General features: G+C 71.1%; 23 protein-coding genes. 9 read left to right on the plus strand and 14 right to left on the minus strand.

Annotated features, from left to right (window positions below):
• The 3 genes from rfbB to mscL all read right to left on the minus strand — a co-directional run bounded on the left by rfbB (window position 1) and on the right by mscL (window position 2,050).
• Window positions 1–1,056: a dTDP-glucose 4,6-dehydratase gene (gene rfbB, locus AC1RU4_RS05470; RefSeq protein WP_492890012.1), complete on the minus strand. Its 1,056-nt coding sequence runs from the start codon at window positions 1,054–1,056 to the stop codon at window positions 1–3.
• 112 nt (window positions 1,057–1,168) lie between these two features.
• Window positions 1,169–1,603, minus strand: a complete 435-nt coding sequence (locus tag AC1RU4_RS05475; RefSeq protein ID WP_492890013.1) for a GtrA family protein — start codon at window positions 1,601–1,603, stop codon at window positions 1,169–1,171.
• 27 nt (window positions 1,604–1,630) lie between these two features.
• Window positions 1,631–2,050: a large conductance mechanosensitive channel protein MscL gene (gene mscL, locus AC1RU4_RS05480; RefSeq protein ID WP_492890014.1), complete on the minus strand. Its 420-nt coding sequence runs from the start codon at window positions 2,048–2,050 to the stop codon at window positions 1,631–1,633.
• A gap of 257 nt (window positions 2,051–2,307) precedes the next feature.
• Here mscL and AC1RU4_RS05485 point away from each other — a divergent pair, with 257 nt between their 5' ends.
• A complete protein-coding gene (locus AC1RU4_RS05485) occupies window positions 2,308–5,934 on the plus strand; it encodes a PAS domain-containing hybrid sensor histidine kinase/response regulator (protein WP_492890015.1) in 3,627 nt (1,208 codons plus the stop codon).
• 380 nt (window positions 5,935–6,314) lie between these two features.
• On the opposite strand, the gene AC1RU4_RS05490 is transcribed toward AC1RU4_RS05485, so the two are convergent.
• Window positions 6,315–6,920: a response regulator transcription factor gene (locus AC1RU4_RS05490; RefSeq protein WP_492890125.1), complete on the minus strand. Its 606-nt coding sequence runs from the start codon at window positions 6,918–6,920 to the stop codon at window positions 6,315–6,317.
• Between the two features lie 18 nt (window positions 6,921–6,938).
• Between AC1RU4_RS05490 and AC1RU4_RS05495 the strand changes: the two genes are divergently transcribed.
• The gene (locus AC1RU4_RS05495) at window positions 6,939–7,139 is read left to right on the plus strand and encodes a hypothetical protein (protein ID WP_492890016.1); all 201 of its coding nucleotides are present in this window, start codon (window positions 6,939–6,941) and stop codon (window positions 7,137–7,139) included.
• Between the two features lie 6 nt (window positions 7,140–7,145).
• Here the strand turns inward: AC1RU4_RS05495 and AC1RU4_RS05500 are convergent, their stop codons facing one another.
• The gene (locus AC1RU4_RS05500; RefSeq protein ID WP_492890017.1) at window positions 7,146–7,610 is read right to left on the minus strand and encodes a secondary thiamine-phosphate synthase enzyme YjbQ; all 465 of its coding nucleotides are present in this window, start codon (window positions 7,608–7,610) and stop codon (window positions 7,146–7,148) included.
• 194 nt (window positions 7,611–7,804) lie between these two features.
• Between AC1RU4_RS05500 and AC1RU4_RS05505 the strand changes: the two genes are divergently transcribed.
• On the plus strand, window positions 7,805–8,758 hold the full coding sequence (locus AC1RU4_RS05505) for an alpha/beta hydrolase (protein ID WP_492890018.1): 954 nt from the start codon (window positions 7,805–7,807) through the stop codon (window positions 8,756–8,758).
• 14 nt (window positions 8,759–8,772) lie between these two features.
• On the opposite strand, the gene AC1RU4_RS05510 is transcribed toward AC1RU4_RS05505, so the two are convergent.
• From AC1RU4_RS05510 to AC1RU4_RS05520, 3 genes are all read right to left on the minus strand, one after another.
• Entirely contained in the window at window positions 8,773–9,255 is a 483-nt protein-coding gene (locus tag AC1RU4_RS05510) for a hypothetical protein (RefSeq protein ID WP_492890019.1), read from the minus strand.
• A gap of 73 nt (window positions 9,256–9,328) precedes the next feature.
• Window positions 9,329–9,949 carry a 2-hydroxychromene-2-carboxylate isomerase gene (locus AC1RU4_RS05515; RefSeq protein ID WP_492890020.1) on the minus strand — a complete coding sequence of 207 codons (621 nt, stop codon included), beginning with the start codon at window positions 9,947–9,949 and terminating at the stop codon, window positions 9,329–9,331.
• A 170-nt stretch (window positions 9,950–10,119) separates the two neighbouring features.
• On the minus strand, window positions 10,120–10,548 hold the full coding sequence (locus tag AC1RU4_RS05520) for a MerR family transcriptional regulator (protein ID WP_492890021.1): 429 nt from the start codon (window positions 10,546–10,548) through the stop codon (window positions 10,120–10,122).
• Between the two features lie 355 nt (window positions 10,549–10,903).
• Here AC1RU4_RS05520 and AC1RU4_RS05525 point away from each other — a divergent pair, with 355 nt between their 5' ends.
• Window positions 10,904–14,185, plus strand: coding sequence for a hypothetical protein (locus AC1RU4_RS05525; protein WP_492890022.1), 3,282 nt, complete (start codon window positions 10,904–10,906; stop codon window positions 14,183–14,185).
• Window positions 14,186–14,241: 56 nt separating this feature from the next.
• Here AC1RU4_RS05525 and pdeM read toward each other — a convergent pair whose 3' ends face one another.
• From pdeM to AC1RU4_RS05540, 3 genes are all read right to left on the minus strand, one after another.
• Entirely contained in the window at window positions 14,242–14,961 is a 720-nt protein-coding gene (pdeM, locus tag AC1RU4_RS05530; protein ID WP_492890126.1) for a ligase-associated DNA damage response endonuclease PdeM, read from the minus strand.
• A gap of 10 nt (window positions 14,962–14,971) precedes the next feature.
• The gene (locus tag AC1RU4_RS05535) at window positions 14,972–17,476 is read right to left on the minus strand and encodes a ligase-associated DNA damage response DEXH box helicase (RefSeq protein ID WP_492890023.1); all 2,505 of its coding nucleotides are present in this window, start codon (window positions 17,474–17,476) and stop codon (window positions 14,972–14,974) included.
• Between the two features lie 117 nt (window positions 17,477–17,593).
• Window positions 17,594–18,523, minus strand: coding sequence for a class I SAM-dependent DNA methyltransferase (locus AC1RU4_RS05540; RefSeq protein WP_492890024.1), 930 nt, complete (start codon window positions 18,521–18,523; stop codon window positions 17,594–17,596).
• A 91-nt stretch (window positions 18,524–18,614) separates the two neighbouring features.
• On the opposite strand from AC1RU4_RS05540, the gene AC1RU4_RS05545 reads away from it, so the two are divergent.
• The 4 genes from AC1RU4_RS05545 to AC1RU4_RS05560 all read left to right on the plus strand — a co-directional run bounded on the left by AC1RU4_RS05545 (window position 18,615) and on the right by AC1RU4_RS05560 (window position 23,105).
• Window positions 18,615–19,658, plus strand: coding sequence for a ligase-associated DNA damage response exonuclease (locus AC1RU4_RS05545; protein WP_492890127.1), 1,044 nt, complete (start codon window positions 18,615–18,617; stop codon window positions 19,656–19,658).
• Window positions 19,655–21,436 carry a cisplatin damage response ATP-dependent DNA ligase gene (locus AC1RU4_RS05550; RefSeq protein WP_492890025.1) on the plus strand — a complete coding sequence of 594 codons (1,782 nt, stop codon included), beginning with the start codon at window positions 19,655–19,657 and terminating at the stop codon, window positions 21,434–21,436. The genes AC1RU4_RS05545 and AC1RU4_RS05550 overlap by 4 nt, the downstream gene beginning before the upstream one ends.
• A 64-nt stretch (window positions 21,437–21,500) precedes the next feature.
• The gene (locus tag AC1RU4_RS05555) at window positions 21,501–21,770 is read left to right on the plus strand and encodes a DUF6460 domain-containing protein (RefSeq protein WP_492890026.1); all 270 of its coding nucleotides are present in this window, start codon (window positions 21,501–21,503) and stop codon (window positions 21,768–21,770) included.
• Window positions 21,771–21,776: 6 nt separating this feature from the next.
• The gene (locus AC1RU4_RS05560; RefSeq protein ID WP_492890027.1) at window positions 21,777–23,105 is read left to right on the plus strand and encodes an MATE family efflux transporter; all 1,329 of its coding nucleotides are present in this window, start codon (window positions 21,777–21,779) and stop codon (window positions 23,103–23,105) included.
• Window positions 23,106–23,138: 33 nt separating this feature from the next.
• On the opposite strand, the gene AC1RU4_RS05565 is transcribed toward AC1RU4_RS05560, so the two are convergent.
• Both AC1RU4_RS05565 and AC1RU4_RS05570 read right to left on the minus strand, forming a co-directional pair.
• On the minus strand, window positions 23,139–24,215 hold the full coding sequence (locus AC1RU4_RS05565) for a quinone-dependent dihydroorotate dehydrogenase (protein ID WP_492890028.1): 1,077 nt from the start codon (window positions 24,213–24,215) through the stop codon (window positions 23,139–23,141).
• Entirely contained in the window at window positions 24,212–24,559 is a 348-nt protein-coding gene (locus AC1RU4_RS05570; RefSeq protein WP_492890029.1) for a DUF952 domain-containing protein, read from the minus strand. Before AC1RU4_RS05570 ends, AC1RU4_RS05565 begins: the two co-directional genes overlap by 4 nt.
• Window positions 24,560–24,713: 154 nt before the next feature.
• On the opposite strand from AC1RU4_RS05570, the gene AC1RU4_RS05575 reads away from it, so the two are divergent.
• Window positions 24,714–25,337: a S24 family peptidase gene (locus tag AC1RU4_RS05575; protein WP_492890030.1), complete on the plus strand. Its 624-nt coding sequence runs from the start codon at window positions 24,714–24,716 to the stop codon at window positions 25,335–25,337.
• Between the two features lie 96 nt (window positions 25,338–25,433).
• On the opposite strand, the gene AC1RU4_RS05580 is transcribed toward AC1RU4_RS05575, so the two are convergent.
• Window positions 25,434–25,694, minus strand: coding sequence for a YMGG-like glycine zipper-containing protein (locus tag AC1RU4_RS05580; protein ID WP_492890031.1), 261 nt, complete (start codon window positions 25,692–25,694; stop codon window positions 25,434–25,436).
• Between the last annotated feature and the right edge of the window lie 47 nt (window positions 25,695–25,741).

Here is a 25,741-nt window from a genome sequence, read left to right on the forward strand (position 1 = left end):
TCAGCCGGCCGTGCCGAGGCGCGAGCGGTCGTAGCTGGCCTTCAGCGGCTCCCACCAGGCGGCATTGTCGAGATACCAGCGCACGGTCTTCTCGATGCCGCTCTCGAAGGTCTCGGACGGCACCCATCCGAGCTCGGCCTTCAGCTTGGCGGCGTCGATGGCGTAGCGTGCATCGTGCCCCGGCCGGTCGGTGACGAAGGTCATCAGCCTTTCGCGCGGGCCGATGGCGGCATCGGGCACCACCCGGTCCATGATGGCGCAGATGGTGCGCACCACGTCGATGTTGCGGCGCTCGTTGTTGCCGCCGACATTGTAGCTCTCGCCGAGCCGGCCGGTGGTGGCGATCAGCTCCAGCGCGGCGGCGTGGTCGTCGACATAGAGCCAGTCGCGCACGTTCTCGCCCTTGCCGTAGATCGGCAGGGGCTTGCCCTCCAGCGCGTTGAGGATGGTGAGCGGGATCAGCTTTTCCGGGAAATGGTACGGCCCGTAATTGTTCGAGCAGTTCGACATCACCACCGGCAGCCCATAGGTGTGGAACCAGGCCCGCACCAGATGGTCGGAGGCCGCCTTCGAGGCCGAATAGGGCGAATTGGGCTGGTAGGGCGTGTCCTCGCGGAACAGGCCGTCCTCGCCCAGCGTGCCGAACACCTCGTCGGTGGAGATGTGGTGGAAGCGGAACGCCTTCTGCGCCGCGGCATCGAGGGAGCGCCAGTAGCGCAGCGCCTCCTGCAGCAGGTTGAAGGTGCCGACCACATTGGTCTGGATGAAGTCGCCCGGCCCATCGATCGAGCGGTCGACATGGGATTCGGCGGCCAGGTGCATGACGAGGTCGGGCCGGAAGCCTTCCAGCGCCTCGCGCATCGCCCTCCCGTCGCCGATATCGGCCTTGAGGAACCGGTAGTTCGTGCTGTTATGCACCTCGTTCAGCGAGGCGAGGTTGCCGGCATAGGTCAGCTTGTCGACATTGAGCACGTCCCAGCCGGCCCGCACCAGGCGGCGCACCACCGCCGAACCGATGAAGCCGGCCCCGCCGGTCACAAGCACTCGCCGCGTCATCTCATCCCTGCCACGCTTCGTCCGGCTGGACGGCTAACACAGGGGGAGAGCGATTGCCTAGCCCGAAGGGACCGATCCGTCCGGGCCGGCGATCCCTCGCGGGCGGGCGCGATCAGGATCGATCCACATGGGAAAACGCCCAGAGGCGGTAGCCGAGGAAGTTCCACCCCATCACGGTGAGTATCGTCAGCGCCTGCGCCAGCAGGTAGAACACGCCGAGCCGCACCGCCAGCACCTCCATCAGCACCGCGTTGAGCAGGAACCCGCCGGTCGCCACCGCGGCGAAGCGCGGCACCGCGCCCTTGTGGCCGCGGGTGGCGTTGAAGGTGAAGCGGCGGTTCATCGCATAGGACGCCGCCGCCGCCGCGACGAAGCCGAGCGCCGAGGCCGGCACCGGGCCGGCGAGGCCGCTCTCGACCAGCGCCGCCAATATGCCGAAATGCACCAGCGCCGCGGCGACGCCGACGAGGCCGAACACCAGCACCTGGCGGGCGAGCCGCGAGCCGCGCCGGATCAGCGCCTGCCGGCGCAGGGCGGCGTCATTCAAGGCCGGCACTCCTGACGATCCACCCGATCAGGCCTTCTTCGCCAGCAGGTCGCGAATCTCGGTGAGCAGGATCTCTTCCGTGGTCGGCGGCGCCGGCGCCGCCGGGGTGTCGGCGGCCTTGCGGCGCAGGCGGTTGATGCCCTTGACCACCAGGAACAGGATCCAGGCAATGATCAGGAAGTTGATCACCACGGTGAGGAAATGCCCATAGGCGAACACCGCGCCCTGCTGGCGTGCGGCTTCCAGCGAGTTCGCGGTGACGGCGGAGGAGAGGCCGATGAAGTAGTTGGAGAAATCGAGCCCGCCGAAGATGGCGCCGACGATGGGCATGAACAGGTCGGACACCACCGACGTGACGATCTGGCCGAAGGCGGCGCCGATGATCACGCCGATGGCGAGGTCGACGACATTGCCCTTGACGGCGAATTCGCGAAATTCCTTGAGCATCGCATCCCCTCCAGCCGGCGGCGCGATCCGGCGCGCGCACTTCCTCATGAGACCCTTTTAGCGCACCGGGCCGACGCGGCAAGCTCCCGGCCGCATCGGCCCGGTGCGCCCGCGCGCTCCAGAGGGTGCGACAAGCGGACCGGACGCGACGGGCGGATCCCGCGCAATGAGTGGGTCCCGCGCGATAAGTGGATCCCTTGCCCCGTCGCGGCCGGCGGGCGCATAAAGGGCGGCCCGCCCCGCTGTTCGGAGATCCCATGCTTCAGGCCTGGGTCATCATCGCCGTCGCCCTCGCCTATATCGGCTTCCTGTTTGCCGTGGCGAGCTATGGCGACCACCGGCAGGCGCAGGGCGCGCGCAAGCGTGGGCGGCCCTACATCTATTCGCTGTCGCTCGCGGTCTATTGCACGTCCTGGACCTTTTTCGGCTCGGTCGGCCTCGCCACCACGCAGGGCGTGGACTTCCTCACCATCTATGTCGGGCCGATCCTGGTCTTCGCCTTCGGCGTGCCGCTGCTGCTGCGGCTGGTGCGCCTCGCCAAGGCGCAGAACATCACCTCGATCGCCGATTTCATCGCCGCCCGCTACGGCAAGAGCCAGGGCGTCGCCGCCGTGGTGGCGCTGGTCGCCATCGTCGGCTCGCTGCCCTATATCGCGCTGCAGCTGAAGGCGGTCGCCATCTCGCTGGTGGCGCTGCTGGGCGATTTCGAGGGGCTCGGCCTGCACTACCCGGTCATCGGCGACCTCGCTTTGCTGGTCGCCATGGCGATGGCGGTGTTCGCGGTGCTGTTCGGCACCCGCCATATCGACGCCACCGAGCATCAGGAAGGGCTGATGCTGGCGGTGGCGACGGAATCCATCGTCAAGCTGGTCTCCTTCATCGCCGTCGGCCTGTTCGTCACCTTCGTGATGTTCGCCGGCCCGTTCGACCTCGTCGAGCAGGCCCGCGAGAAGGAGGTGCTGCCGGTGCTGACGCAGCACTTCTCGCTCGGCGACTGGGGGGCGATGACCGTGCTCTCGTCGCTGGCCATCCTGATGCTGCCGCGCCAGTTCCACGTCGCGGTGGTGGAGAACACCTCGGAGCGCGAGCTGCGCACCGCCGCCTGGCTGTTCCCGACCTATCTGGTCCTCATCAACATCTTCGTCATTCCCATCGCCATTGCCGGGCTGGTCACCTTCCCGCCCGGCTTCATCGACGGCGACATGTACGTGCTCGCCCTGCCGATGTCGGTGGGGGCGCAGGGCATGGCGCTGGTCGCCTTCGTCGGCGGGCTGTCGGCCGCCACCGCCATGGTCATCGTCGAGACGGTGGCGCTCGCGGTCATGGTGTCCAATGACCTGTTCATGCCCTTGATGGTGCGCGGGCGCCGCCATTTCCGCGACGATAACGGGCGGGATGAGGCGGCCGGCGAGGAGATGGCCGGCGGCGTCCCCGCGGCCCCGGCGCGATCCGGCCCGGTGCCGGCCGAGGCGCCGGCCGACATGCCGGTCGACATGGGCCACCGGCTGCTGCTGGTGCGCCGGGCGGCGATCTTCGCCATCCTGCTGCTGGCCTATCTCTATTACCGCATCACCGGCGAGGCGCAGCTTGCCCAGATCGGCCTGCTCTCCTTCGCGGCGGTGGCGCAGTTCGGCCCGGCGCTGCTGCTCGGCCTCGTCTGGCGACGCGGCACCGCGCTCGGCGCCATGGCCGGCATCGCCGCCGGCGTGACGCTCTGGGCCTATACGCTGCTGCTGCCGAGCCTCGTCGATGCCGGGCTGTTTTCGCACGCGCTGCTGACCGAGGGCCCGATCGGCCTCTCCTTCCTGCGCCCGCAGGCGCTGCTCGGCCTGCACGCGGCGCCGCTCACCCATGGCGTGCTGTGGAGCCTGTGCGTCAACCTCATCGTCTTCATCTCGGTGTCGCTGATGCGCCAGCCGAGCCCGATCGAGCGGCTGCAGGCCAGCGTCTTCGTCGAGGCGGACCGCTCGCCCTCGGCGCCGAGCTTCCGGCTGTGGCGCTCGCCGGTCACGGTGGGCGAGCTCGTCACCACCGTGTCGCGCTATCTCGGCGAGGATCGCACCCGCGCCTCGTTCGAGAGCGTCTCCGCCATGCGCGGCCTGTCGCTGGAGCCGAGCCGGGAGGCGGATTTCCAGCTGATCCGCTATGCCGAGCACCTGCTCGCCTCGGCGATCGGCGCCGCTTCCTCGCGCCTCGTGCTGTCGCTGATGCTGCGGAAGCGCACCGTCTCCACCAAGGCGGCGCTGAAGCTGCTCGACGACGCCTCCGCCGCCATCCAGTACAATCGCGAGATCCTGCAGACCGCGCTCGACCATGTGCGCCAGGGCATCGCGGTGTTCGACCGCGACCTGCGGCTGGTGTTCTGGAACCGGCAGTTCGGCGACATGCTGGACCTGCCGCCGGAGATCGTGCGCATCGGGGTGGGCATCGACCAGATCCTGCGCTTCAGCGCCACCGGCGGCCTGTTCGGCCCCGGCCCGGTGGAGGAGATCGTGCGCGAAAAACTCGCCCGCTTCGCCCGGCGCAATACCAGCTTCCTGGAGCGCCTCGCCCCGCGCGGGGTGGTGATGGAGGTGCGCATCAACACCATGCCGGATGGCGGCGTGGTCGTCACCTTCACCGACATCACCCCAACGGTGGAGGCCGCCGAGGCGCTGGAGCGCGCCAACGAGACGCTGGAAAAGCGCGTCAAGGAGCGCACCAAGGCGCTGGAGAGCCTCAACACCCAGCTGGCGCAGGCCAAGTCCGAGGCCGAGGACGCCAACATCTCCAAGACCCGCTTCCTCGCCGCCGCCTCGCACGACATCCTGCAGCCGCTCAACGCCGCGCGGCTCTATGCCACCAGCCTGGTCGAGCGCGCCGCCACCGGCGAGGACATCCGCCTCGCGCAGAATGTCGACGCCTCGCTGGAGGCGGTGGAGGAGATCCTCGGCGCCCTGCTCGACATTTCCCGCCTCGACACCGGGGCGATGAAGCCGGACATCGCGCCGTTCCGGCTCGACGACATCTTCCGCCAGCTGGAGCTGGAATTCGCCCCGCTCGCCAAGGAGAAGGGCCTGCGCCTCACCTTCGCGCCGACCTCGGCGGCGGTGCGCTCGGACCGGCGGCTGCTGCGCCGGCTGCTGCAGAACCTCGTCTCCAACGCCATCAAATACACGCCGCGCGGGCGGGTGCTGATCGGCGTGCGGCGGCGATCCCGCGCGGCCGGCGGCCGGCTGCGGATCCAGGTGTTCGACACCGGGCTCGGGGTGCCGGTCTCCAAGCAGAAGCTGATCTTCAAGGAGTTCCAGCGCCTCGACCAGGGCGCGAAGGCCGCGCGCGGCCTCGGCCTCGGCCTGTCCATCGTCGAGCGCATCGCGCGGGTGCTCGACCACCCGATCGAACTGTCCTCGCGGCATGGCCATGGCAGCATGTTCGCCGTCGACGTGCCGCCCGCCCCGCCGATCCCGGCCGAGGCGAGCCCGCCGCCGCGCTCGGCCGCCGCGCCGCTCGCCGGGCTCGACGGGCTCTGCGTGCTGTGCATCGACAACGACCCGGCGATCCTCGACGGCATGGACACGCTGCTGTCCGGCTGGGGCTGCCTGGTGCTGAAGGCCCCGGACGTTCCGCAGTCGCTCGCCATGCTGCGCGAGGCGCGCACCCGGCCGGACGTGCTGCTGATCGACTACCATCTCGACGAGACCGACGGCATCGAGGCGACCAAGCACCTGCGCTGGAAGCTCGACCAGTCGCTGCCGGCGGTACTGATCACCGCCGACCGCTCGAAGCGGGTGCGCGACACCGCGCGGGCGACCGAGATGGAGGTGCTGAACAAGCCGGTCCGGCCGGCGGCGCTGCGCGCCCTGCTCGCCCAGTGGCGCGCCATGCGGGCGGCGGCGGAGTAGGCGGGGGGATATTGCCCCGGAGTTGCCGGGTTCGACCGCGGCCGATCAACGTCGACGGCCCGCCGGCCATCCACCATTGCCGCCAGGCGCGGCCATCCATCCCAGGACCGCTGACGGAGGCGATACGACCCGACATCCCGGAGCGACTACCCCCCTCTCCCCGTCGGGGAGAGGGTTGGGGTGAGGGGACTCTTCGGCGCCGCAATCGCGTCACCCCTCACCGACCCGCTTCGCGGGCCACCTCTCCCCGACGGGGAGAGGTGAAGAAGGATGCACCCCGCCTCCGTCTCCCGGACGGCGCAGGCCCGGACGACCGCCCTCTTGTGCGGAAACGTCATGGCGGAAACGTCACGCCGGCGAAGGGAAACCGCCCCCTCGGCTCACCCGGCGACGTGCGACCACTGGCCGGCCTCGATCTTGGCGGCGGCGATCACCGCCTGGGTGCGGCTCTCCACCCCGAGCTTCTGCAGGATCGCCGAGACATGCGCCTTCACCGTCGCCTCGGACACCCCGAGCTCATAGGCGATCTGCTTGTTGAGCAGCCCCTCGGACAGCATCATCAGCACCCGCACCTGCTGCGGGGTCAGCGTCGCCAGCCGCGCCACCAGCGCCGCCGCCGCCTTGTCGCTGCCGGCGGAGAGGTCGACATCCGGCGGCGTCCAGGTGCGGCCTTCCAGCACCGCGGCGATCGCCCCCCGCATGGTCTCCACCGCGCTGGTCTTGGGGATGAAGCCGGCGGCGCCGAACTCCATGCAGTGGCGGATGACCCCCGCCTCCTCGTTCGCCGACACCACCACCACCGGAACGGCGGGATATTGCGCGCGCAGATACATCAGCCCGGAAAAGCCGCGCACCCCCGGCATGGTGAGGTCGAGCAGGACGAGGTCCATGTCGCTCTCCTGCTCCAGCAGCGCCTGCAGGTCCTCGAATCCGCCGGCCTCGAACAGTTCCGCCTCCGGGAACTGCCGGGTCACCGCCTCGCGCATCGCACCGCGGAACAACGGATGGTCGTCGGCGATAACCAGCCTGAAACTCGTCGTACCCACCTGAAAACGGCCCTCTCGGCTTCGGCCTACGCCCTTCGTCGCATGCCGCATGGCGATCATGGTTCGGTCACACCCCTCATGCAAGCTTTACCGCCGAACATGCGCCCCGGAAGGGTGCGGCGTATCGGCGGCGCCGGCATGAACATTCGTCTCACCTGACGACCTTTAGTTACCATCGCCGACAAATACCACCGTCAATTCGCGCCGATGCGGCCGCGAGCGATGTTCGACGAGGTAGATCGCCTGCCAGGTGCCGAGCCGCATCCTCCCCTCCGCGACCGGCACCGCGAGATTCACCCCGGTCAGCACGGTCTTCACATGCGCCGGCATGTCGTCCGGCCCTTCGAGATCGTGCACCCAGCCGGCATCCTGCGGGGCCAGCCGGTCGAGCGCGGCCAGGAGGTCGACCCGCACGTCGGGATCGGCATTCTCCTGGATGGTCAGCGAGGCCGAGGTGTGGCGGCAGAAGATCGACACCTCGCCATCGCCGGCGCCGATGCTGCCGAGGAAGCGCGCCACCGCGCCGGTCAGGTCGGTGAAGCCGCGGCCCGGCGTCTCGACGACGAGATCGGCAGCGACACGGCGTGTCACCCGGCTTTCGTACGGCTCGCCCTGGCGTATCGCGGTCACGGCATGGCTCCTATGGCTCGGCAGCGCTGGACGAATGGACGGGGCTGGGCTTGGATAGGCGCAAACCGTACCGGATGCACGTCTTCACCCAGGCACGTCTACACCCGAGCACGTCCTCACCCAAGGTCCGCATGGAGCGCCGTCCGCCCATGGCAAACCCCGTCCCCACACATTCCGAGCCCCCTGCCCCCGCCATGCCCGAATTCGTCATCGACCCGGCCGTGTTCGATCCGGCCGCCATCTCGCCGGAAACCCGCGCGGTGAATGCCGGCATCGTCAAGGCGCTCGGCGCCGTGCCGGACCGCTGGGTGTTCCCGATGGCCATGCTGCGCAAGGTGCGGCTGGAAGGCAGGGGCCCGTTCCCGCTCGCCCCCGCCAGCCCGCTGGCGCAGGTGATCGAGATCGACGGGCCGCACGGCCCGATCCCGCTGCGCATCCTCGCCCCGCCGGAGCCCCGCGGCGTCTACCTGCATATCCATGGCGGCGGCTGGTGCCTCGGCTCGGCGCGGGAGAATGACGGGCTGAACCACCGCATCGTCGAGCGCACCGGCTTCGCCGTGGTCTCGGTCGACTACCGGCTCGCCCCCGAGCACCCCTATCCCGCGGCCCCGGACGATTGCGAGGCGGCGGCCCTGTGGCTGGTGCGCGAGGGCCCGGCCCGCTTCGGCACCGAGCGTTTCGCCATCGGCGGCGAATCGGCCGGCGGCCATCTCTCGGTGGTGACGCTGCTGCGGCTGCGCGACAGGCACGGGCTCACCCCGTTCCGCGCCGCCAATCTCCATGCCGGCTGCTACGATCTCGGCCTCACGCCCAGCGCGCGGCACTGGGGCGACGAGCCGCTGGTGCTGAACACCCGCGACATCAACGTCTTCGTCGGCCATTACCTGCGCGAGGGCGGCGATATCGGCACGCCGGACATCTCGCCGCTGCGGGCGGATGTGAAGGGCCTGCCGCCGGCCTTGTTCACCGTGGGCACCCGCGACGCGCTGATGGACGACACGCTGTTCATGGCGCCGCGCTGGCTGGCGGCGGGCAACCGCACCGAGCTCGGCATCTATCCCGGCGGCTGCCACGTCTTCATCGGCTTTCCCGGCGCGCTGGCCGACCAGGCGCTCGCCCGCATCCACGGCTTCCTGTCCGCCTGCTGAGCGGCGGGAGCGGCTCAGAGCGGCTCGCCCTTCGGCGGGTCGCGGCGCAGGCGCTCGACCATCTCGAAGAAGCGGCGGAACATCGCTTCCGCCATCTCCATCGCCTCGTCCATGGTCCGGCCGAACCGGCTGCGCTCGTCGGGATCGGCAGGCGGGGCGGTGCCTGGCGGGGCGGCATTCGGCGGCGGCGTCATGATGTCGGGCACGCCGGCGCCGCCCTCGCGCGCCGCCAGCCGGTCGCGCAGCCGGGCGATCTCCGTCTCCAGCGCCGCGCGCTCGTCCGGCATCGGCTCGCAGCGCCAGATGCCGGCGCGGCTGGTGCAGAAGCTCATCGCGCCCGAACGGGTGTCGAGCCGCAGCACCCCGCCCTCGACCGGCTGCATGGTGAAATTCGGCCCACCCTCGGGTGCCGGCGCCGCCGCGGACGGGGCCGTCTCCTGCGCGGAAGCGCCGGCCGCCATCAGCAGCACGGCGGCGATCAGGCTGGTGCGGATCATGTCGCGCCTCCGGTTTCGCGGCGGGCCCACATCCAGGTCGCGCCTCGGGGTCGACGCCCCAAAGGCCTGCCCCTCACGCGTCGGCGGCGTAGGGCTCCCGCCCGCTGGATAACGCCGCATCGAGCAGATCGATCCGATCCTGGCCCCAGAACACCTCGCCGTCGAGCACATAAGCCGGCGAGCCGAACACGTCGGCGGTCACCGCCAACGCCCGGTTGGCCTCGTAGAGCGAGGCGGCCGCGTCGCTGGCGGCGGCCTGCAGCAGGTCGATCGGCAGGTCGAGCTCCACCAGCACCGCGGCGAGCTGGGCGACGTCGCCGATATTCTCCTCGCGCTGCCACACGCCGGACATCAGCCGCCGCACCAGCGGGTCGACGTCGTAGCCGGCCTCGGCGGCGGCGAGAACCAGCCGGTCGGCCGGGGCGGCGTCGAACGGCCAGTGGGCCGGGGCGATGTTGAATTCCAGCCCGCGCGCCTCGCGCCAGCGCTGCAGCTCGACGAGGCGGTAGCGCTGGCGGGCCGGGTGGCGCTTGGACAGCGGCAGGCCGCCGGTCTCGGCGAACAGCCCGCCGAGCTGCACCGGCCGGAACCGCACGCCCACCGCGTGACGGCTGGCCACCTCCATGAAGGCGGCATGGCCGATAAAGGCCCACGGGCTGACGACGGAGAAATAATAGTCGACGGTACGGGTCATCCGGGCCTCGCTGTGGCGCGGCCCGGTACGGCCGCCGGGCTCGCTTCCTTTGAAGCGCACATGCGGCGCGGCTTCAAGCCCGGCATCCTAGTAACGAAAACGGCGCCTCTGGGGCGCCGCTTCGCGGGTCTGACATCGTGCATCGGCCGGGGGCGGCAATCGGCCGCCGCTCAGGCGGCGTTGCGCACCGGATAGGCGGCGATCATCTGCTTGAGCTCGCCGATGGCGTCCTCGATCTCCGCCTTCTGCTGCTCCAGCAGGCCGAGCTGCTCGACGCATTTCTCGCGGGTCAGCGCCAGGCCGCCCATGGCGGCGGTGCCTTCGCGCAGCGCCACCATCGCCTTGATCTCGGCGAGGGTGAAGCCGAGCTTCTTGCCCTTCAGGATGATGGCGAGCCGCGAACGGTCGGCCGGGGTGTAGAGGCGGGTCAGTCCCTCGCGGCGCGGCGAGAGCAGGCCCTTGTCCTCATAGAAACGCAGCGCGCGCAGCGTCACGTCGAACTCGCGGGCAAGGTCGCCGATGGTGAAGTAGAGCGCATCGCTCGAGCTCGACAAGGCGGTCTCGACGGCACGGTCCTGCTCGTAGGAAGTGAAATCCATCGCGGGTCTCCTGGGTCAGTGACGGGACGCGTCAACAGCGTTGCCCGAATTTGTACCGACCCACCTGCCGTAAGGGGAGAAAGTAGCACCCTCCCTTAGGGAAACTTACTGTTAAATGTTCGCTCAAGTGTCCATTAAATATCACGAAATACGATGATACCTTCTCGCGCCGTTCCTCCGCTTCCCGGCAGGTAAAGCCCGCGGGCACCTTCCGACGGCGGTATCCGCATGCGGAACGCGCGGTCGCCATTAACGCGACATTTACCAAGAAACGAAACAGTCGGCGCCAGCAGCCTCCAGCGCCGTGACGGGTGATTCTTCCATCCCGCCGACGCCTGACGCGACGGAGAAGATGGTGAGGCAAGGCGCCCCCACACAGGCCGGGCAGATCAACGCCGCCGCCTGGACCGCGATGAACGAAGCGGCGCAGCGCGCCGGGCTTCCGCTCGACCAATGGCTGCAGCAGCGCCTGCTCGGCCATCTCGGCGGCGGGCCGGCGCGGCCGGAGGCCAGCGGCGACATCGCCGATCTGCGCCGTCGCATCCAGGAACTCACCGGCGCGGTGGAGCGGCTCGCCACGCCCGAGCCCGAGCCTATCGCCCCGCCGCCGGCCGCCCATTCGACCAGCTCCCTGGCCACGCCGCTCGCCGCCTCGCCTTCCGCCGCGCGGGTCGACGCCGCGCTCGACGACATCCGGGCGCAGCTCGACGCCTTCGCCGCCGATTCGGGCACCCGCGCCCGCAGCGTCGCCTCGCGGGCCGGCGACAGCTTCGAGCAGCGGATGAGCGAGATCGTGCGCTCGGCCGAGGCGCTGGCCCAGCGTAGGGCAGCCGCCTCGCCCGAGCATCGGTTGCAGGATCGTCGCCCGGCCCCGGCGCCGAGCCCGGCCAGCATCGAGACCGCCGTCGCCGAGATCGCCGCCCGCCAGCGCGAGCTGGAAGTCGCCGTGCCGGCCCGGACCTCCGGCGAGAAGCCCGTCGCCGATACCCGCGCCGACACCCGCCGCGCCGATGCCCGCCACACCGAATTCCGCCGCGCCGAGCCGCGACCCGTGGCGCCGAAAGCCGCGCCGGCCGACATCCAGCCGCCCGCCCATGTCCAGCCCTCTCCTGTCCAGCCCGCCCACGTCCAGCCCTCCCCTGTCCAGCCCGCCCCTCTACCGACCCCGGCCCGCCCGGATCCGGCGGTGGCGGAGGCCGCCGCCGGCCTCAAGGCGCTGCGCGCCGAGCTCGCGCAGATGCGCCTGTCGCTCGGCGAGCTCGCCCCGCGCCAGGCGGTGGACGAATTGCAGCGCACCGTCGCCCGCCTCGCCGAGCGGGTGGAGAAGGCCGGCGTCAGCGATGCCGAACTGTGCACCACCCTCGCGGCGCTGCGCGACATGATCGGCGCGCTGCGGCTGCCCGAGCACCAGTCGGTGGTGCTCGGCCGCATCGAGGCGCTGTCCCGCAAGCTCGACCTCGTCGCCGCCAAGCAGGTGGACGGCGCCGCCATCGCCCGGCTGCAGGCGCAGGCCGGCGAGATCCGCGACCTCATCGGCCGCGCCCTGTCGAACGATTCGGTGCGCCAGCTGGTCGAGCAGGTGACGCTGCTGGTCGGCAAGGTCAGCCGCAATGCCGGCGCCGACGAAAGCGCGCTGCGCTCCATGCTCGCCGCCGTCGACGACCGGCTCGGCATGCTGGTCGCCCGCATCGAGGCGCAGGCGGCGCGGCCGGCCGAGGTGAAACTCGACGAGGTCTATCGCCGCCTCGACCACATCCAGGAGAATATCAGCGCCGCCCGCCGCGAGGCGCCCTCGGGCGTCGAGCAGATGCTGCGCGGCCTCGGCGAGCGGCTGGAGCGCATCGAGCGGCCCGCCCCGGCACCCGCGACGCCGCCGGCCCCGGTCCCGGTGCCCGACAATGCCGCCTTCGAGGCGCTCAGCCGGCAGATCGCCGCCCTCGCCGACCGGCTGGAGGCACAGCATCAGCCGCCGAACCGCCTCGCCGGCATCGAGCGGGCGCTGGACGACCTGTTCATCCAGATGGAGGAGACCCGCGCCAGCCTGGTCAGCGTGCCGCCGCCGCGCACGCCGTCCGATCCGCGTCCCCCGCGCCGCGACGACGTTCCGGCGGCGCTGGCCGGGCCGGAAGCCGCGCGCGACGCCGGCGGGCCGGCGCATGCCGAGACGAAGCCGGCCGGGTGGCAGGCGGCCGAGGCACGACCGGCCGCCGAGCAGCCGGCGGCTTCCGCGCCTGTCGCGCCGGCTCCGGTCGCCGCCCCACCGTCGCCCCGTCCAGCCGCGCCGCGAATCCGGCTGGACCCGGTCCGCCACGATCCGCATGTGGTCGACAATCCGGTCGCCGATGCCGACGCCCCGCCTATTGCCGGCGCGCTCGGCGATGCGCTGAGCTTCCGCGTGCCGCAGGCCGGCAGGCCGCCGGCCGAACGCCCCGCCGACGAGACGGCGGTCCGCGCGGAGGACATCCGCCCGGAGGCGGAGGCCGCCGGCCCGGCGCGCATCGATTTCATCGCCCAGGCCCGCCGCGCCGCGCATGGCGGCCTGCATGGCGGCCATTCCGGCGTCCCGACCATCGCCGCCGCAGCGGGCGGCCGCATGAGCGAGGGCCGGTCGAGCCGCGCCCGCTCCACCCGCTGGCTGGCGCGCATCCGGGCGATGCTGCTGGTCGGCATCTGCGGCTCGGCGCTCGCCTTCGCCTCCTGGCACCTGCTGAGCGGCATGAAGGACGGCAGGCTGCGCGCCGGCATGCCCGCCGCCACGTCCACGGCCCGCTCGCTGCCGGCCGAGCCGAACCCGGACGACATCACCGGCTCGGTGCCCGTGGCCCCGTCAATGCCGCAGCCGGCGCCGCTCCAAGCCGCGCCGCAATCGACCCCTGACGCGCCGCCCGACGCCGCCCCTCAACCCGCGCCGCTGCCCGGCTCCTCCAGCCTCGGCGGGCCGAACGCGCTGCCCGGCGATCTGCCGAGCGGCATCGGCAGCCAGGGCCTGCGCTCGGCGGCGCTGTCCGGCGACCCGGCGGCGGCCTATGAGATCGCCCATCGCTACATGGAAGGCACCGGCGTGGCGCAGAGCCCCGCCCGCGCCGCCGAATGGTTCGACGTCGCCGCCGCGCATGGTTCGGTGCCCGCCGCCTATCGCCTCGGCGCCATCTATGAGAAGGGCGCCGACGGCGTGCCGCGCGACCTCGCCCGTGCCCGCGGGCTCTACGAGACCGCCGCCAATGGCGGCAATGTGCGCGCCATGCACAATCTCGGCGTGCTGCTCGCCAATGGCGTTGCCGGGGCGCCGGATTATGCCGAGGCGGTGCTGTGGTTCCAGAAGGCCGCCGCCTATGGGGTGCGCGACAGCCAGTACAATCTCGGCGTGCTCTACTCGCGCGGCTTCGGCGTCGCCATCGACCTGCGCCAGGCCTGGCAGTGGTTCTCGCTCGCCGCCGCCCGCGGCGACCAGGAAGCCGGCATCAAGCGCGACGAGGTCGCCGCCAAGCTCGACACCGGCAGCCTCGCCGCCGCCCGCAAGGCGCTGCAGCAATGGACGCCGGCCATTGTCGACGCCAAGGCCAATAGCGGCTCCGGCGCCGGCGATTGGGAGCAGAACCCCTCGACGCCGCCCCGCAAGACCGCGTCACGCACCTGAAAGCCGCGTCACGCACCTGAAAGCCGCGGCGCGTGGCTAAACCGGCCGGCCGAGGCTCAGCGGTCCGGCACGCAGGCATGGTGGGCGATGCGGTAGGTGCGCTCCCCGCCGATCAGATGCGCCTCGAACGGGGCGGCGAACAGCGAGGCGAGCGCGCGGTCACGCACATTCAGCCCGCCCGCATAGGCGCCGAGCGCCGGCATCACCAGCCGCGCGCCATCGGTGGCGAAGCAGCGCCGCCGCACCGAGCGCCCGCGCCGCACGATCCGCGCCACCGGATGCAGATGGCCGGCGATCTCCCCCGGCATCGCGCCGCGCCGAGGCGAGGGATGCGGCTCGTGCCGCAGTTCCAGCCCGCCGAGGGCGAGCTCCGGCAGATGGGTGCCGCCGAGCTCCGGCACCGCGTCGGGGTCGTGGTTGCCGGCGACCCAGACCATGTCGCGCCCGCGCGCGATGCCGGCCAGCATCTCCCGCTCGACATCCCCGAGCCGGGTCCCCGCCCGCCGGTCGTGCAGGGTGTCGCCGAGCGCCACGACGACCCGCGGCCGCCAGCGCGCCACCAGCGCGGCGAGCCGGGCCAGCGTCGCGCGGGTGTCGTAGGGCGGCAGGGCGATGCCGCGCAGGGCGAAGGAGGAGCCCTTCTCCAGGTGCAGGTCGGCGACGATCAGCATCCGCTCCGCCGGCCAGTAGAGGCCGCCGATGGGGTCGAGGCGCATCGACACGCCGGCGAGCGCGATCGTGCCGGTGGCATCGGCCTCACCGGCCTCATCATACACCTCACTGCACTCACCGGTCGGCACGCATCGCCTCCTTCACCAGTTCGTCCTCGGTCTCGGCAAGCAGCGCTTCCGCCGCCTCGCCGCCGACCATCTCGCGGCCGATCTCCAGCATCACCGGCACCGCCAGCGGCGACACCCGCTCCAGCGCAACATGATCGATTCGCCCGCGAATGCGCATCAACATGTCCGAGAGCCGGCGGAGATCCATCAATCCGGTCGCCGCATCCTGCCGGGCCGCCCGCAAGAGCACATGGTCCGGCTCATGGGCGCGCAGCACGTCGTAGACGAGATCGGTCGACATCGTCACCTGCCGCGAGTTCTTTTCCTTGCCGGGGAAGCGCCGCTCGATCAGCCCGGCGATGACGGCGCATTGGCGGAAGGTGCGCTTCATCAGCGCCGCCTCGGCCAGCCAGTCCTCCAGATCGTCGCCCAGCATGTCGGCGTCGAACAGGTCGCCAAGGTCGAGCCGGCCCTGCGAGATGGCGAGCGAGAGGTCGGAAACGCAATAGATCGCAAGGGCATAGTCATTGGCGACGAAGCCGAGCGGCCGCAGCCGCGCCCGCTCCAGCCGCTTCGTCAGCAGCATGCCGAGCGTCTGGTGCGCCAGTCGTCCCTCGAAGGGATAGGCGACGAGATAATGCCGCCCGCCGCGCGGGAACGTCTCGACGAGCAGGTCCTCCCGCCCCGGCAGGCGTGAGCGCCAGCGCTGGATTTCCAGCCATTCCCGCACCTGCGCCGGCAGCGAATTCCAGCGCGAGGGGTCGGCCAGCATCGCCCGCACCCCAGCGGCGAGGAAGGTGGAAAGCGGGAACTTGCCGCCGGCATAGGACGGCACCTTCGGCTCCCGGGCATTCGACCGCACCACCCGCACCTCGTCGTCGACGATGGCGCGGTATTCGAGAATTTCGCCTGCGAAAACAAAGGTATCGCCGGGGCTCATCATCTCGACGAAATATTCCTCCACCTCGCCGAGGATGCGTCCGCCATAGCGCGCCTTCGCCCCGGCGAGGCGCACCTTCAGCATGGTGGATTCGACGATGGTGCCGATGTTCAGCCGATATTGCTGCGCCACCGCCGGATTGGCCACCCGCCAGCGGCCGTCCTTCATCCGGCGGATGCGCGAGAAGCGCTCATAGGCGCGCAAGGCGTAGCCACCGGTCGCCACGAACCCGACGACGTCGTCGAAGTCCTTGCGCGGCAAGGCGGAATAGGACTCGGCCGAGCGGATTTCGTCATAGAGCGCATCGGCCTCGAACGGCCCGGCGCAGGCCATGCCGAGCACATGCTGGGCCAGCACGTCGAGCGCGCCGGAACGCTCCACCATCCCGTCCTGCGCCCCGGCCCGCACCGCCTCCATCGCCGCGCGGCATTCCAGCACCTCGAAACGGTTGGCCGGCACCAGCACCGCGCGCGAGGGCTCGTCGAGCCGGTGATTGGCGCGGCCGATGCGCTGCATCAGCCGCGAGGAGCCCTTCGGCGCCCCGACATTCACCACGAGGTCGACCGCCCCCCAGTCGATGCCGAGGTCGAGCGAGGAGGTGCACACCACCGCCTTGAGCCTGCCCTCCCCCATCGCCGCCTCGACCCGGCGCCGCTGCGAGACGTCGAGCGAGCCGTGATGCAGGGCGATCGGGTAGTTCAACTCGTTGATATGCCACAGTTCCTGGAACAGCAGCTCCGCCTGCATGCGGGTGTTGACGAAGACCAGCGTCGTGGTGTTCGCGGCGATCAGCGCGTAGATCTCCTTCAGCGAATGCCGCGCCGTGTGCCCCGCCCAGGGCACATGCGCAGCGCTGTCCAGCATGGCGAGCTCCGGCGCCGCGCCGGCCTGCGCGATGACGAGGTCGCCCATCTCGCCCTCGCCCTGTTGCGGCACCAGCCAGCGGCGCAGCGTATCGGGATCGGCGACGGTGGCCGACAACCCGACCGTCTGCACCTCCGGCGCCAGCGCGCGGATGCGGGCGAGGCCGAGCGAGAGCAGGTCGCCGCGCTTGGAGCCGGCGAGCGCGTGCAATTCGTCGAGCACGATGCGCTTGAGGTCGCCGAACAGGTGCGGCGCGTCGGCGGAGGCCAGCAGCAGCGCGATCTGCTCCGGCGTGGTGAGCAGGATGTCCGGCGGGTCGCGCCGCTGCCGCTGGCGGCGCGACGCGGGCGTATCGCCGGTGCGGGTCTCGATGCGGATCGGCAGCTCCATCTCCGCCGCCGGGCGCTCCAGATTGCGCGCCACGTCGACGGCCAGCGCCTTCAGCGGCGAGATGTAGAGCGTGTGCAGGCCGGGAGGGCGCACGCTGTTGCGTTTGCGCGGACGTTCCGCCAACTCCACCAGCGTCGGCAGGAAGCCGGCCAAGGTCTTGCCGGCGCCGGTGGGCGCGATGAGCAGCACCGAGCGTCCCTGCCGGGCGCGGTCGAGCAGTTCGAGCTGATGCGCGCGCGGCGCCCAGCCGCGGCCGGCGAACCAGCGCCGGAACGGCTCGGGAAGATCGATGGTGGCAAGTCGGTCCAAGGTCGGCACGGCTAGAAGCTAACGCCTCCGCCGAGAATTGCGAGGGCAAAACGAGAACAGACGATCAAAGGCGAGAACAGACTCAAAGGACTGTGCCGCTCCGAGACACAGGCCGATCGCGGGAGCTCAGGCGTCCCGCATCGCCGTCACCACCAACCCCGGCACCGGCTCGCCCTTCTCGGTGCGGGTGGAGGCGGCCTCGCAGGCGATGAGGCTCAGCCCCGCCGCCGCCAATGTGTCGCGCATATAGGCCGGCGCATGGGCGTAGCGCAGCGTGTCGCGCAGGAGGATGCCGTCGCCGTCATGGGTTTCGACGGTGAAGGCGAGCAGGCCGCCCTCCTCCAGCACCCGCCGGCTCCCGGCCAGCACCGGGGCGAGGTCACCGAGATAGCAGAAGGCGTCGCCGGCGAAGACGAGGTCGGCCCCGCCCGCTGGCAGATCGCGCAGATAGTCGACCATGTCGCCGGCCACCAGCCGTCCATACAGACCACGGACGCGGGCCAGCGCGATCATGTTGGGCGACAGGTCGACCCCGTCGATCTCGCCGACATGGTCGGCGAGCGTCACCGCGACGAGGCCGGTGCCGCAGCCGAGATCATGCGCGCGGGCAAAGGCGAAGGGCCGGCCGAGTTGCCGGCAGGCGGCCGCCACTGCACCGTGGATCAGCGCCGGCCCGCGATAGTCGAGCCGCTCCAGCGCCGCGTCGAAGCGCCCGGCATATTGGTCGAACAGCGTGCGCACATAGGCGGCGCTCATGCCCGGCGCGCCCGAATGCCCGAGCCGCGCAAGCCGGACGCCGGCGCCGAGCCGGTCTTCCGGGTCGAGCTCGCGGGCATGGGCATAGGCCTGCGCGGCGCCCGCCGCGTCGCCGGCGGCCTCGCGAACCTCGCCGAGCAGGAACCAGCCGGGCAGGAAGGCCGGCGCCCGTTCCGTCACCTCGACCAGCATGGCCGCGGCGTCGGCGGCATTGCCCTCCGCCAGCAGGGCGCGGGCCCACTCGACGCGCCGGTCGAGCGTCGGGTCGCCGGAGGAGAGGAAAAGCGGAGCGGCGGCCATGGTCATCTCGGCAAATCGCGGGCCGACGCCCTATATCCTGCGCGAGACGCCTTGATAAGCGAGTTCACCAAACCTCATGTCCCCTCCACCCCTGCGCCCGGAAGACCTGCTCCGCTCGACGCCGCAGGGGCTCTATTCGCCCGCCGGCGATTTCTTCATCGATCCGGTGCGGCCGGTGGCGCGGGCGCTCGTCACCCATGGCCATTCCGACCATGCCCGCGCCGGCCACGGCGCGGTGCTGGCGACCCGGCAGACGCTCGACATCATGGCGATCCGCTATGGCGAGGCCTTCGCCGGCACCACGCAGGCCATCGACTACGGCGAAACGGTCGAGGTGTCGGGCGTGAAGGCCACCTTCTTCCCGGCCGGGCACATCCTCGGCTCGGCGCAGATCCGGGTGGAGAAGGCCGGCTGCCGCATCGTCGCCTCGGGCGACTACAAGCCGGGGCTCGATCCCACCTGCGTCCCCTTCGAGCCGATCGGCTGCGACGTGTTCATCTCGGAGGCGACCTTCGGGCTGCCGGTGTTCCGCCATCCCGCCCCCGCCGACGAGATCGCCAAGCTGATGGATTCGCTCGCGCTTTTCCCGGAGCGCACCCATATCGTCGGCGCCTATGCGCTCGGCAAGGCGCAGCGGGTGATCGCGCTGCTGCGCGCCGCCGGGCATGACCGGCCGATATTGCTGCACGGGGCGATGGAGAGGCTCACCGCCTATTACGAGAGCGAGGGCATCGCGCTCGGCCCGGTCAAGCCCGCCCGCGAGGCGGCGCCTTCCGAATTGCCCGGCGCGGTGGTCATCGCCCCGCCGGGCGTGCTGGCGGAGGTGTGGTCGCGGCGCTTCGCCGATCCGGTCACCGCCTTCGCCTCCGGCTGGATGCGCATCCGCGCCCGCGCCCGCCAGCACGGCGTCGAGCTGCCTCTCGTCATCTCCGACCATGCCGACTGGGACGACCTGCAGGCCGCCATCCTCGCCACCGGCTGCTCGGAACTGTGGGTCACCCACGGGCAGGAGGACGCGCTGGTACACTGGGCCGGCCTCGCCGGGCTGAAGGCGCGGCCGCTGCATCTCGTCGGCTACGGCGAGGAGGAGGCCGAGGGCAACGTGGAGACGAATGCACCGGAGGCGAGCGCGTGAACCGCTTCGCCGCCCTCATCGACCGCCTCGCCTATGAGCCGCGCCGCAATGGCAAGATCCGGCTGATCGCCGATTATTTTCGCCATGTGCCGGATCCGGATCGCGGCTGGGCGCTCGCCGCCCTCACCGGCAAGCTGTCCTTCCGCAATGCCAAGGCCGGCCTGATCCGCCAGCTCATCGCCGAGCGCAGCGACCCGGTGCTGTTCGCGCTTTCCTACGATTATGTCGGCGACCTCTCCGAGACCGTCGCGCTGATGTGGCCGGCGCCGGCAAGACCCCCCTCACCCAGCCCTCACCCCCACGGGGAGAGGGTTTTCGCGGCGGGACCGGCTCCCTCTCCCCGTGGGGGTGAGGACTGGGGTGAGGGGCAAAGCCACGCGGAATCCAACGTTCCCCTCACCCAAGTCGTCCACACCCTCACCCATATGGGCCGCACCGAACTGCCTGCCGTGCTCGCCGACCTGCTCGACCGCCTGGACGAGACCGGGCGCTGGGCGCTGCTCAAGCTCATTACCGGCTCGCTGCGCATCGGCGTCTCGGCCCGCCTCGCCAAGACGGCGGTGGCGTCCCTCGGCGACTTGTCGGCGGACGATGTCGAATTGGTATGGCCGGGCCTCGCCCCGCCCTATGCGGAGCTGTTCGCCTGGGCGGAGGGGCGCGGCGCGCGGCCGGAGACGCGGGACCCGACGCCGTTTCGGCCGGTGATGCTGGCCCATCCGCTGGAGGAGGCGGACATGGCGGCGCTGTCGCCGCAGGAATTCCGCGCCGAGTGGAAATGGGACGGCATCCGCATCCAGGCGGTGCGCGCCCGTACCGCCGACGGCATGGCGGCGACGCGCCTCTACAGCCGCACCGGCGAGGACATTTCCGCCGCCTTCCCCGACCTCGCCGAGGCGCTCGCCTTCGAGGGCGCGGTCGACGGCGAATTGCTGATCCTGCGCGAGGGGCGGGTGCAGTCCTTCAACGTGCTGCAGCAACGGCTGAACCGGAAGGTGGTGTCGGGCAAGCTGATCGCCGAGTTCCCCGCCCATGTCCGCGCCTACGACCTTTTGGTCGCGGGCGACGAGGACCTGCGCGACCTGCCTTTCGACGCCCGCCGTGCCCGGCTGGAAACCCTGGTCGCCGCCCATCCTCGCGACAGCCGCCTCGACCTGTCGCCGGTCATCCCCTTCGCAACATGGGACGAACTCGCGGCCGCCCGCGCCGACCCGGCCGGCCATGGCGCCGGCGTGGACGCCGAGGCGGTGGAAGGCGTGATGCTCAAGCGCGCCGACAGCGCCTATGTGCCCGGCCGCCCGAAGGGGCCGTGGTGGAAATGGAAGCGCGACCCGCACAGCGTCGACGCGGTGCTGATGTATGCCCAGCGCGGCCACGGCAAGCGCTCCTCCTTCTATTCCGACTACACGTTCGGCGTCTGGACCGGGGAAAATTCCGGCGGGGGTGAGCTGGTGCCGGTCGGCAAGGCCTATTTCGGCTTCACCGACGCCGAGCTCGTCGAGATCGACCGCTTCGTGCGCCGCAATACGGTGAACCGCTTCGGCCCGGTGCGGGAGGTGGTGCATACGCGGGAGGAAGGGCTGGTGCTGGAAGTGGCGTTCGAGGGACTGGCGCGCTCGGCCCGCCACAGATCCGGCGTCGCCATGCGCTTTCCGCGCATCGCCAGGCTGCGCTGGGACAAGCCGCCCGCCGAAGCCGATACGATCGCGACGCTGGAGGCGCTGCTGCGGCAGGAAGGCGAAGCGGCCGGCGACGCTGCCGATGACGGCCAGGCTGGCTGAGCCTCCCGCCGCGCCGCCCGGCGTGTTAGGGAACAGTCCAGGGGCGTCGAGGAGTGCCGATTCAATGTCCGACAACCAGCTCTCGCGGCTGATGGGCGGTTCGCCGCTATGGGTGCTCGTGCGCCTCGTTCTCCTGTCCGTGGTGATCGGCGTCATTCTCAGCGCGCTCGGCCTCGACCCGTTGAACATCCTCTCCAGCCTGGAGCGGCTGGCGCGCAACCTGTTCAGCTTCGGCTTCGAGACGGTCGAGAGACTATGGCGCTATTTCCTGCTCGGCGCGGTGATCGTCATCCCGCTCTGGCTGATCATGCGTATCGCCCAGCGCGGCCAGTAGCCCACCATGCAGCTCACCGCCACTGCCGGCCGCGTCGAGGTCACCCACCGGCGCTTTCTCGCCATCGCCCTGCCCGCCACGCTGGCGCAGATGACGACGCCGCTGCTCGGGCTCGTCGCCACCGCGGCCATCGGCCGGCTCGGCGACGCGGTGCTGCTCGGCGCGGTGGCGGTGGGGGCGCTGCTGTTCGATTTCCTGTTCTGGGTGTTCGGCTCGCTGCGCATGGGCACGGCGGGGCTGACCGCGCAGGCGCTCGGGCGCGGCGACGCGCTGGAGGTGCGCGCGACGCTGGCCCGTGCGCTCGCCATCTGCCTCGCCATCGGCGTGCTTGCCATCCTCGTCCAGTGGCCGCTCTCCCGTTTCGCCTTCCAGGCGATGGGAACCAGCGAGGCGGTCTCGGCGGCGGCGGGGACCTATTTCGCCATCCGCGTGCTCTCGACGCCCTTCGCCATCGGCAATTTCGCGCTGCTCGGCTGGCTGGTCGGCATCGCCCGCACCGATATCGGCCTCGGGCTGCAGGTGCTGATCGCCGGCGTCAACGCCGCCGCGACGCTGCTGCTGGTGCTGCACTGGGACTATGGCATCGCCGGCGCGGCGCTCGCCAATGTGCTGGCGGAGGCGGTCGGCACCGTCGCCGGCCTTCTCGCCGCCCGCCGGCTGATGAGCACCGGCTGGCGGGTGCCGCTCGCCACCCTGTTCGACCGCGCCCGGCTGGTCGAGACCATCGGCGTCAATACCGACATCATGATCCGCACCGGCCTGTTGATGCTGGTGCTGCTGTTCTTCACCGCCCAGGGCGCCCGTGCCGACGACGTGACGCTGGCCGCCAACGCCGTGCTCTACAACATCATCATGGTGACGGCGTTTTTCCTCGATGGCTTCTCGACCGCCGCCGAGCAGATCTGCGGCCAGAGCGTCGGCGCCCGCGACCGGGTCGGGTTCCGCCGCGCCGTCGCCATGGTGCTGGGCTGGGGCTTCGGCTTCGCGGTGCCGGCCACGCTCGCGCTGCTGGCCGGAGGCGGCGCGCTGATCGACGCGCTGACCGCCAACGAGGCGGTGCGGGAGGCGGCGCGAACCTATCTGCCGCTCGCCGCGCTGACGCCGGTGCTGGGGGTGGCGGCCTTCGGCTATGACGGCATCTATGCCGGCTCCACCTGGTCGCGCGACATGCGCAACCTGATGCTCGGCGCGGTGCTGCTGTTCTTCGCCGCCTGGTGGATCGGCCGGCCCTACGGCAATGCCGGGCTATGGGCCGCCTATCTCGCCTTCATGGCCGGCCGCGGCGTGCTGCAGGCGCTGCGCATGCCGGCGCTGGCTCGGCGGACATTCCCCTAGGGCATTTTGAGCGAAGCGGGAACCGGCAGCGTCCTAGGCCGGGAACGGCCCGGCAACCAGCGCCCCGGCCTTGCGCCCGACCAGTTCGGCGAGCGGGCGGCCCTCGCGGGCGAGATGCGCGGCCAGCCCGGCCTTGATCCGCCCGGCAAGGCCGAGCCCCTCATAGACCAGCGCCGAATAGAGCTGGATCAGGCTCGCGCCGGCCTCGATCTTGGCGAGCGCCGCCTCGGGGCTGTCGATGCCGCCGGCGCCGATCAGCGGGAAGGCCCCTTCCACCCGCATGAAGGTCTCGGCCAGCATCCGCGTCGCCAGCGGGAATAGCGGCCGGCCGGACAGGCCGCCGGTCTCGCCCCGGTGCGGCGAACGCAGGCTCAAGGGGCGGGAGATCGTGGTGTTGGAGACGATGAGGCCGTCGACCCCGCGCCGGCGCGCCACCTGCACCACCGCGTCGAGATGCGCGAGCGCGAGATCCGGCGCGATCTTGAGGAGCAGCGGTACTCCCGGCGCGGCGCCGTCGCGCGCCTCGATGACGCGGGCGAGCAGGTCGTCGAGCGCCCGCTCCTCCTGCAGGTCGCGCAGCCCCGGCGTGTTGGGCGAGGAGACATTGGCGGTGAAATAGGAAGCAAGTCCGGCAAAAGCCCTGACGCCGTCGACATAGTCGGCGACCCGGTCGGTGGCTTCCTTGTTCGCCCCGACATTCACCCCGACGATGCCGGGACGCCCGCGCCGCGCGACGAGCCGCGCCTTCGCCGGGCCATGGCCGCCGCTGTTGAAGCCGTAGCGGTTGATCACCGCACGGTCCTCGGCGAGGCGGAAATTGCGCGGCCGCGCATTGCCCGGCTGCGGCCGGGGAGTGATCGTGCCCACCTCGACGAAGCCGAAGCCGGCGCCCAGCATGGCGTCCGGCACCTCCGCCTCCTTGTCGAAGCCGGCGGCAAGGCCCACCGGGTTGGGGAAGGCGAGACCGAAGGCCGCGACCGCGAGGCGCGGATCGTCGGCCGGCGCCGGGGAGGCCGGCAGGCAGGAAAGCGCGCGGATGGCGAGGCCGTGCGCCGTCTCCGGGTCGATCAGCCGGGCGAACGGCAAGGCGAGGTCGAGCAGCGCGCTCATTCGAGCTCTCCGAACATGTGCGCGCCGTCGGGGCCGAGCGGCAAGTCGCGGACGAAGGCGACGGCGGCGAGCGGCAGCGGCGCATGGAGATGCGGGAACAGGTCGCCGCCGCGCGAGGGCTCCCAGCGCAGCAGCGCCGGATCGAGCGCCTCGACGCGGACCGCCGCCAGCACGAGGTCGCCCTGGCCGGCGAAGTGCCGCGCCGCGGTCTCGCGCACCTGCGCGGCGGTGGAGAAGTGGATGAAGCCATCCGCCACATCCACCGGAGCGCCGTCGAAGCGGCTCTCCGCCTCGGCGCGCGCCCACAGCGAACGCGGAGAGACCTTGTAGATGAAGCCGGCCATGAGCGCTCCCGCCTCGCGCCCGCGAGGGGGCGCTCCCCGCGGCTGTAACCTCGCGTGACTTCCGTTGCAAGCGGTACTGGACGCCTCGGACATTAGGGTATAATTCCTAATCACAGATTGCATCGATCTCGCCGAATCACGTCTGGATTGCATCATGCTGACCCACGCCCAGATCTGGCGAGCGGTGGACCGGCTCGCCGAGCGTCATGGCCTGACAGCATCGGCGTTGGCCAAGCGCGCGGGGCTCGACGCCACCACCTTCAACCGCTCCAAGCGCGAGGCGCCGGACGGACGGCCGCGCTGGCCCTCGACCGAGAGCATAGCCAAGATCCTCGCCGCCACCGGCGCCAGCCTCGACGATTTCATGCATCTGGTGCAACGCCCGCGCGGCAGCCGGGCTATCCCGCTGATCGGTTTCGCCAAGGCGGGGAACGGCGGCTATTTCGACGACGCCGGCTTTCCGGTCAGCGACGGATGGGAGGAGGTCGTGTTTCCCGACATCGGCGACGAGCATGCCTATGCCCTGGAAATCACCGGCGATTCGATGATGCCGCTCTATCGCGACGGCGACGTCGTCGTCGTCTCGCCGGCAGCGCCGGTGCGGCGCGGCGACCGGGTGATCGTCCGGACGCGCGACGGCGAGGTGCTCGCCAAGGAACTCAAGCGGCGCACCGCCCGGACCGTCGAACTGCGCTCGCTCAATCCCGAGCACCCCGACCGGGTGCTGCGCGAGGACGACATCGCCTGGATCGCGCGGGTGCTGTGGGCAAGCCAATAGGCGGGAAATCGGCGAGCGGGAGATCGGCGGGTCCCGACATGCGAACGGCCCCGCGAGGGGGCCGCCCGGCCTTCGGATGCGCTCGCCGTCTGCAGATCAGCGGCAGGGCACCCTCACGGTCTGGCCATAGGCGTTGCGGGCATAGCAGTCGCCCGGCGACGTCGCCGCGCCGATCACCGCGCCGGTGCCGGCGCCGACCGCCGCACCGACCGCGGCGCCGGTGCCGCCGCCGGCAATGCCGCCGATGATCGCGCCGGTGCCGCCGCCGATCAGCGCCCCGCCCGTGGCGCGGCGCTCGGTGGTGGTACAGGCGGCGAGGCTGAGCGCGACAGCGGAAATCGCAAGAATCTTCAACATGATGTTTTCTCCAGAACACCCGGCAGACAGGACCGAATTCCGATCTC

Source organism: Ancylobacter sp. GW821-FHT10E12 (assembly GCF_058809335.1).

Coding starts and splice junctions, on each gene's coding strand:
- AC1RU4_RS05555 (WP_492890026.1), top strand. CDS start 21,501: ATGTCCGACAACCAGCTCTCGCGGCTGATGGGCGGTTCGCCGCTATGG.
- AC1RU4_RS05575 (WP_492890030.1), top strand. CDS start 24,714: ATGCTGACCCACGCCCAGATCTGGCGAGCGGTGGACCGGCTCGCCGAG.
- AC1RU4_RS05505 (WP_492890018.1), top strand. CDS start 7,805: ATGCCCGAATTCGTCATCGACCCGGCCGTGTTCGATCCGGCCGCCATC.
- AC1RU4_RS05515 (WP_492890020.1), bottom strand. CDS start 9,949: ATGACCCGTACCGTCGACTATTATTTCTCCGTCGTCAGCCCGTGGGCC.
- AC1RU4_RS05560 (WP_492890027.1), top strand. CDS start 21,777: ATGCAGCTCACCGCCACTGCCGGCCGCGTCGAGGTCACCCACCGGCGC.
- AC1RU4_RS05570 (WP_492890029.1), bottom strand. CDS start 24,559: ATGGCCGGCTTCATCTACAAGGTCTCTCCGCGTTCGCTGTGGGCGCGC.
- AC1RU4_RS05485 (WP_492890015.1), top strand. CDS start 2,308: ATGCTTCAGGCCTGGGTCATCATCGCCGTCGCCCTCGCCTATATCGGC.
- AC1RU4_RS05495 (WP_492890016.1), top strand. CDS start 6,939: ATGGTCGTCGGCGATAACCAGCCTGAAACTCGTCGTACCCACCTGAAA.
- AC1RU4_RS05490 (WP_492890125.1), bottom strand. CDS start 6,920: ATGCGCGAGGCGGTGACCCGGCAGTTCCCGGAGGCGGAACTGTTCGAG.
- mscL (WP_492890014.1), bottom strand. CDS start 2,050: ATGCTCAAGGAATTTCGCGAATTCGCCGTCAAGGGCAATGTCGTCGAC.
- AC1RU4_RS05510 (WP_492890019.1), bottom strand. CDS start 9,255: ATGATCCGCACCAGCCTGATCGCCGCCGTGCTGCTGATGGCGGCCGGC.
- AC1RU4_RS05580 (WP_492890031.1), bottom strand. CDS start 25,694: ATGTTGAAGATTCTTGCGATTTCCGCTGTCGCGCTCAGCCTCGCCGCC.
- rfbB (WP_492890012.1), bottom strand. CDS start 1,056: ATGACGCGGCGAGTGCTTGTGACCGGCGGGGCCGGCTTCATCGGTTCG.
- AC1RU4_RS05520 (WP_492890021.1), bottom strand. CDS start 10,548: ATGGATTTCACTTCCTACGAGCAGGACCGTGCCGTCGAGACCGCCTTG.
- AC1RU4_RS05540 (WP_492890024.1), bottom strand. CDS start 18,523: ATGGCCGCCGCTCCGCTTTTCCTCTCCTCCGGCGACCCGACGCTCGAC.
- AC1RU4_RS05565 (WP_492890028.1), bottom strand. CDS start 24,215: ATGAGCGCGCTGCTCGACCTCGCCTTGCCGTTCGCCCGGCTGATCGAC.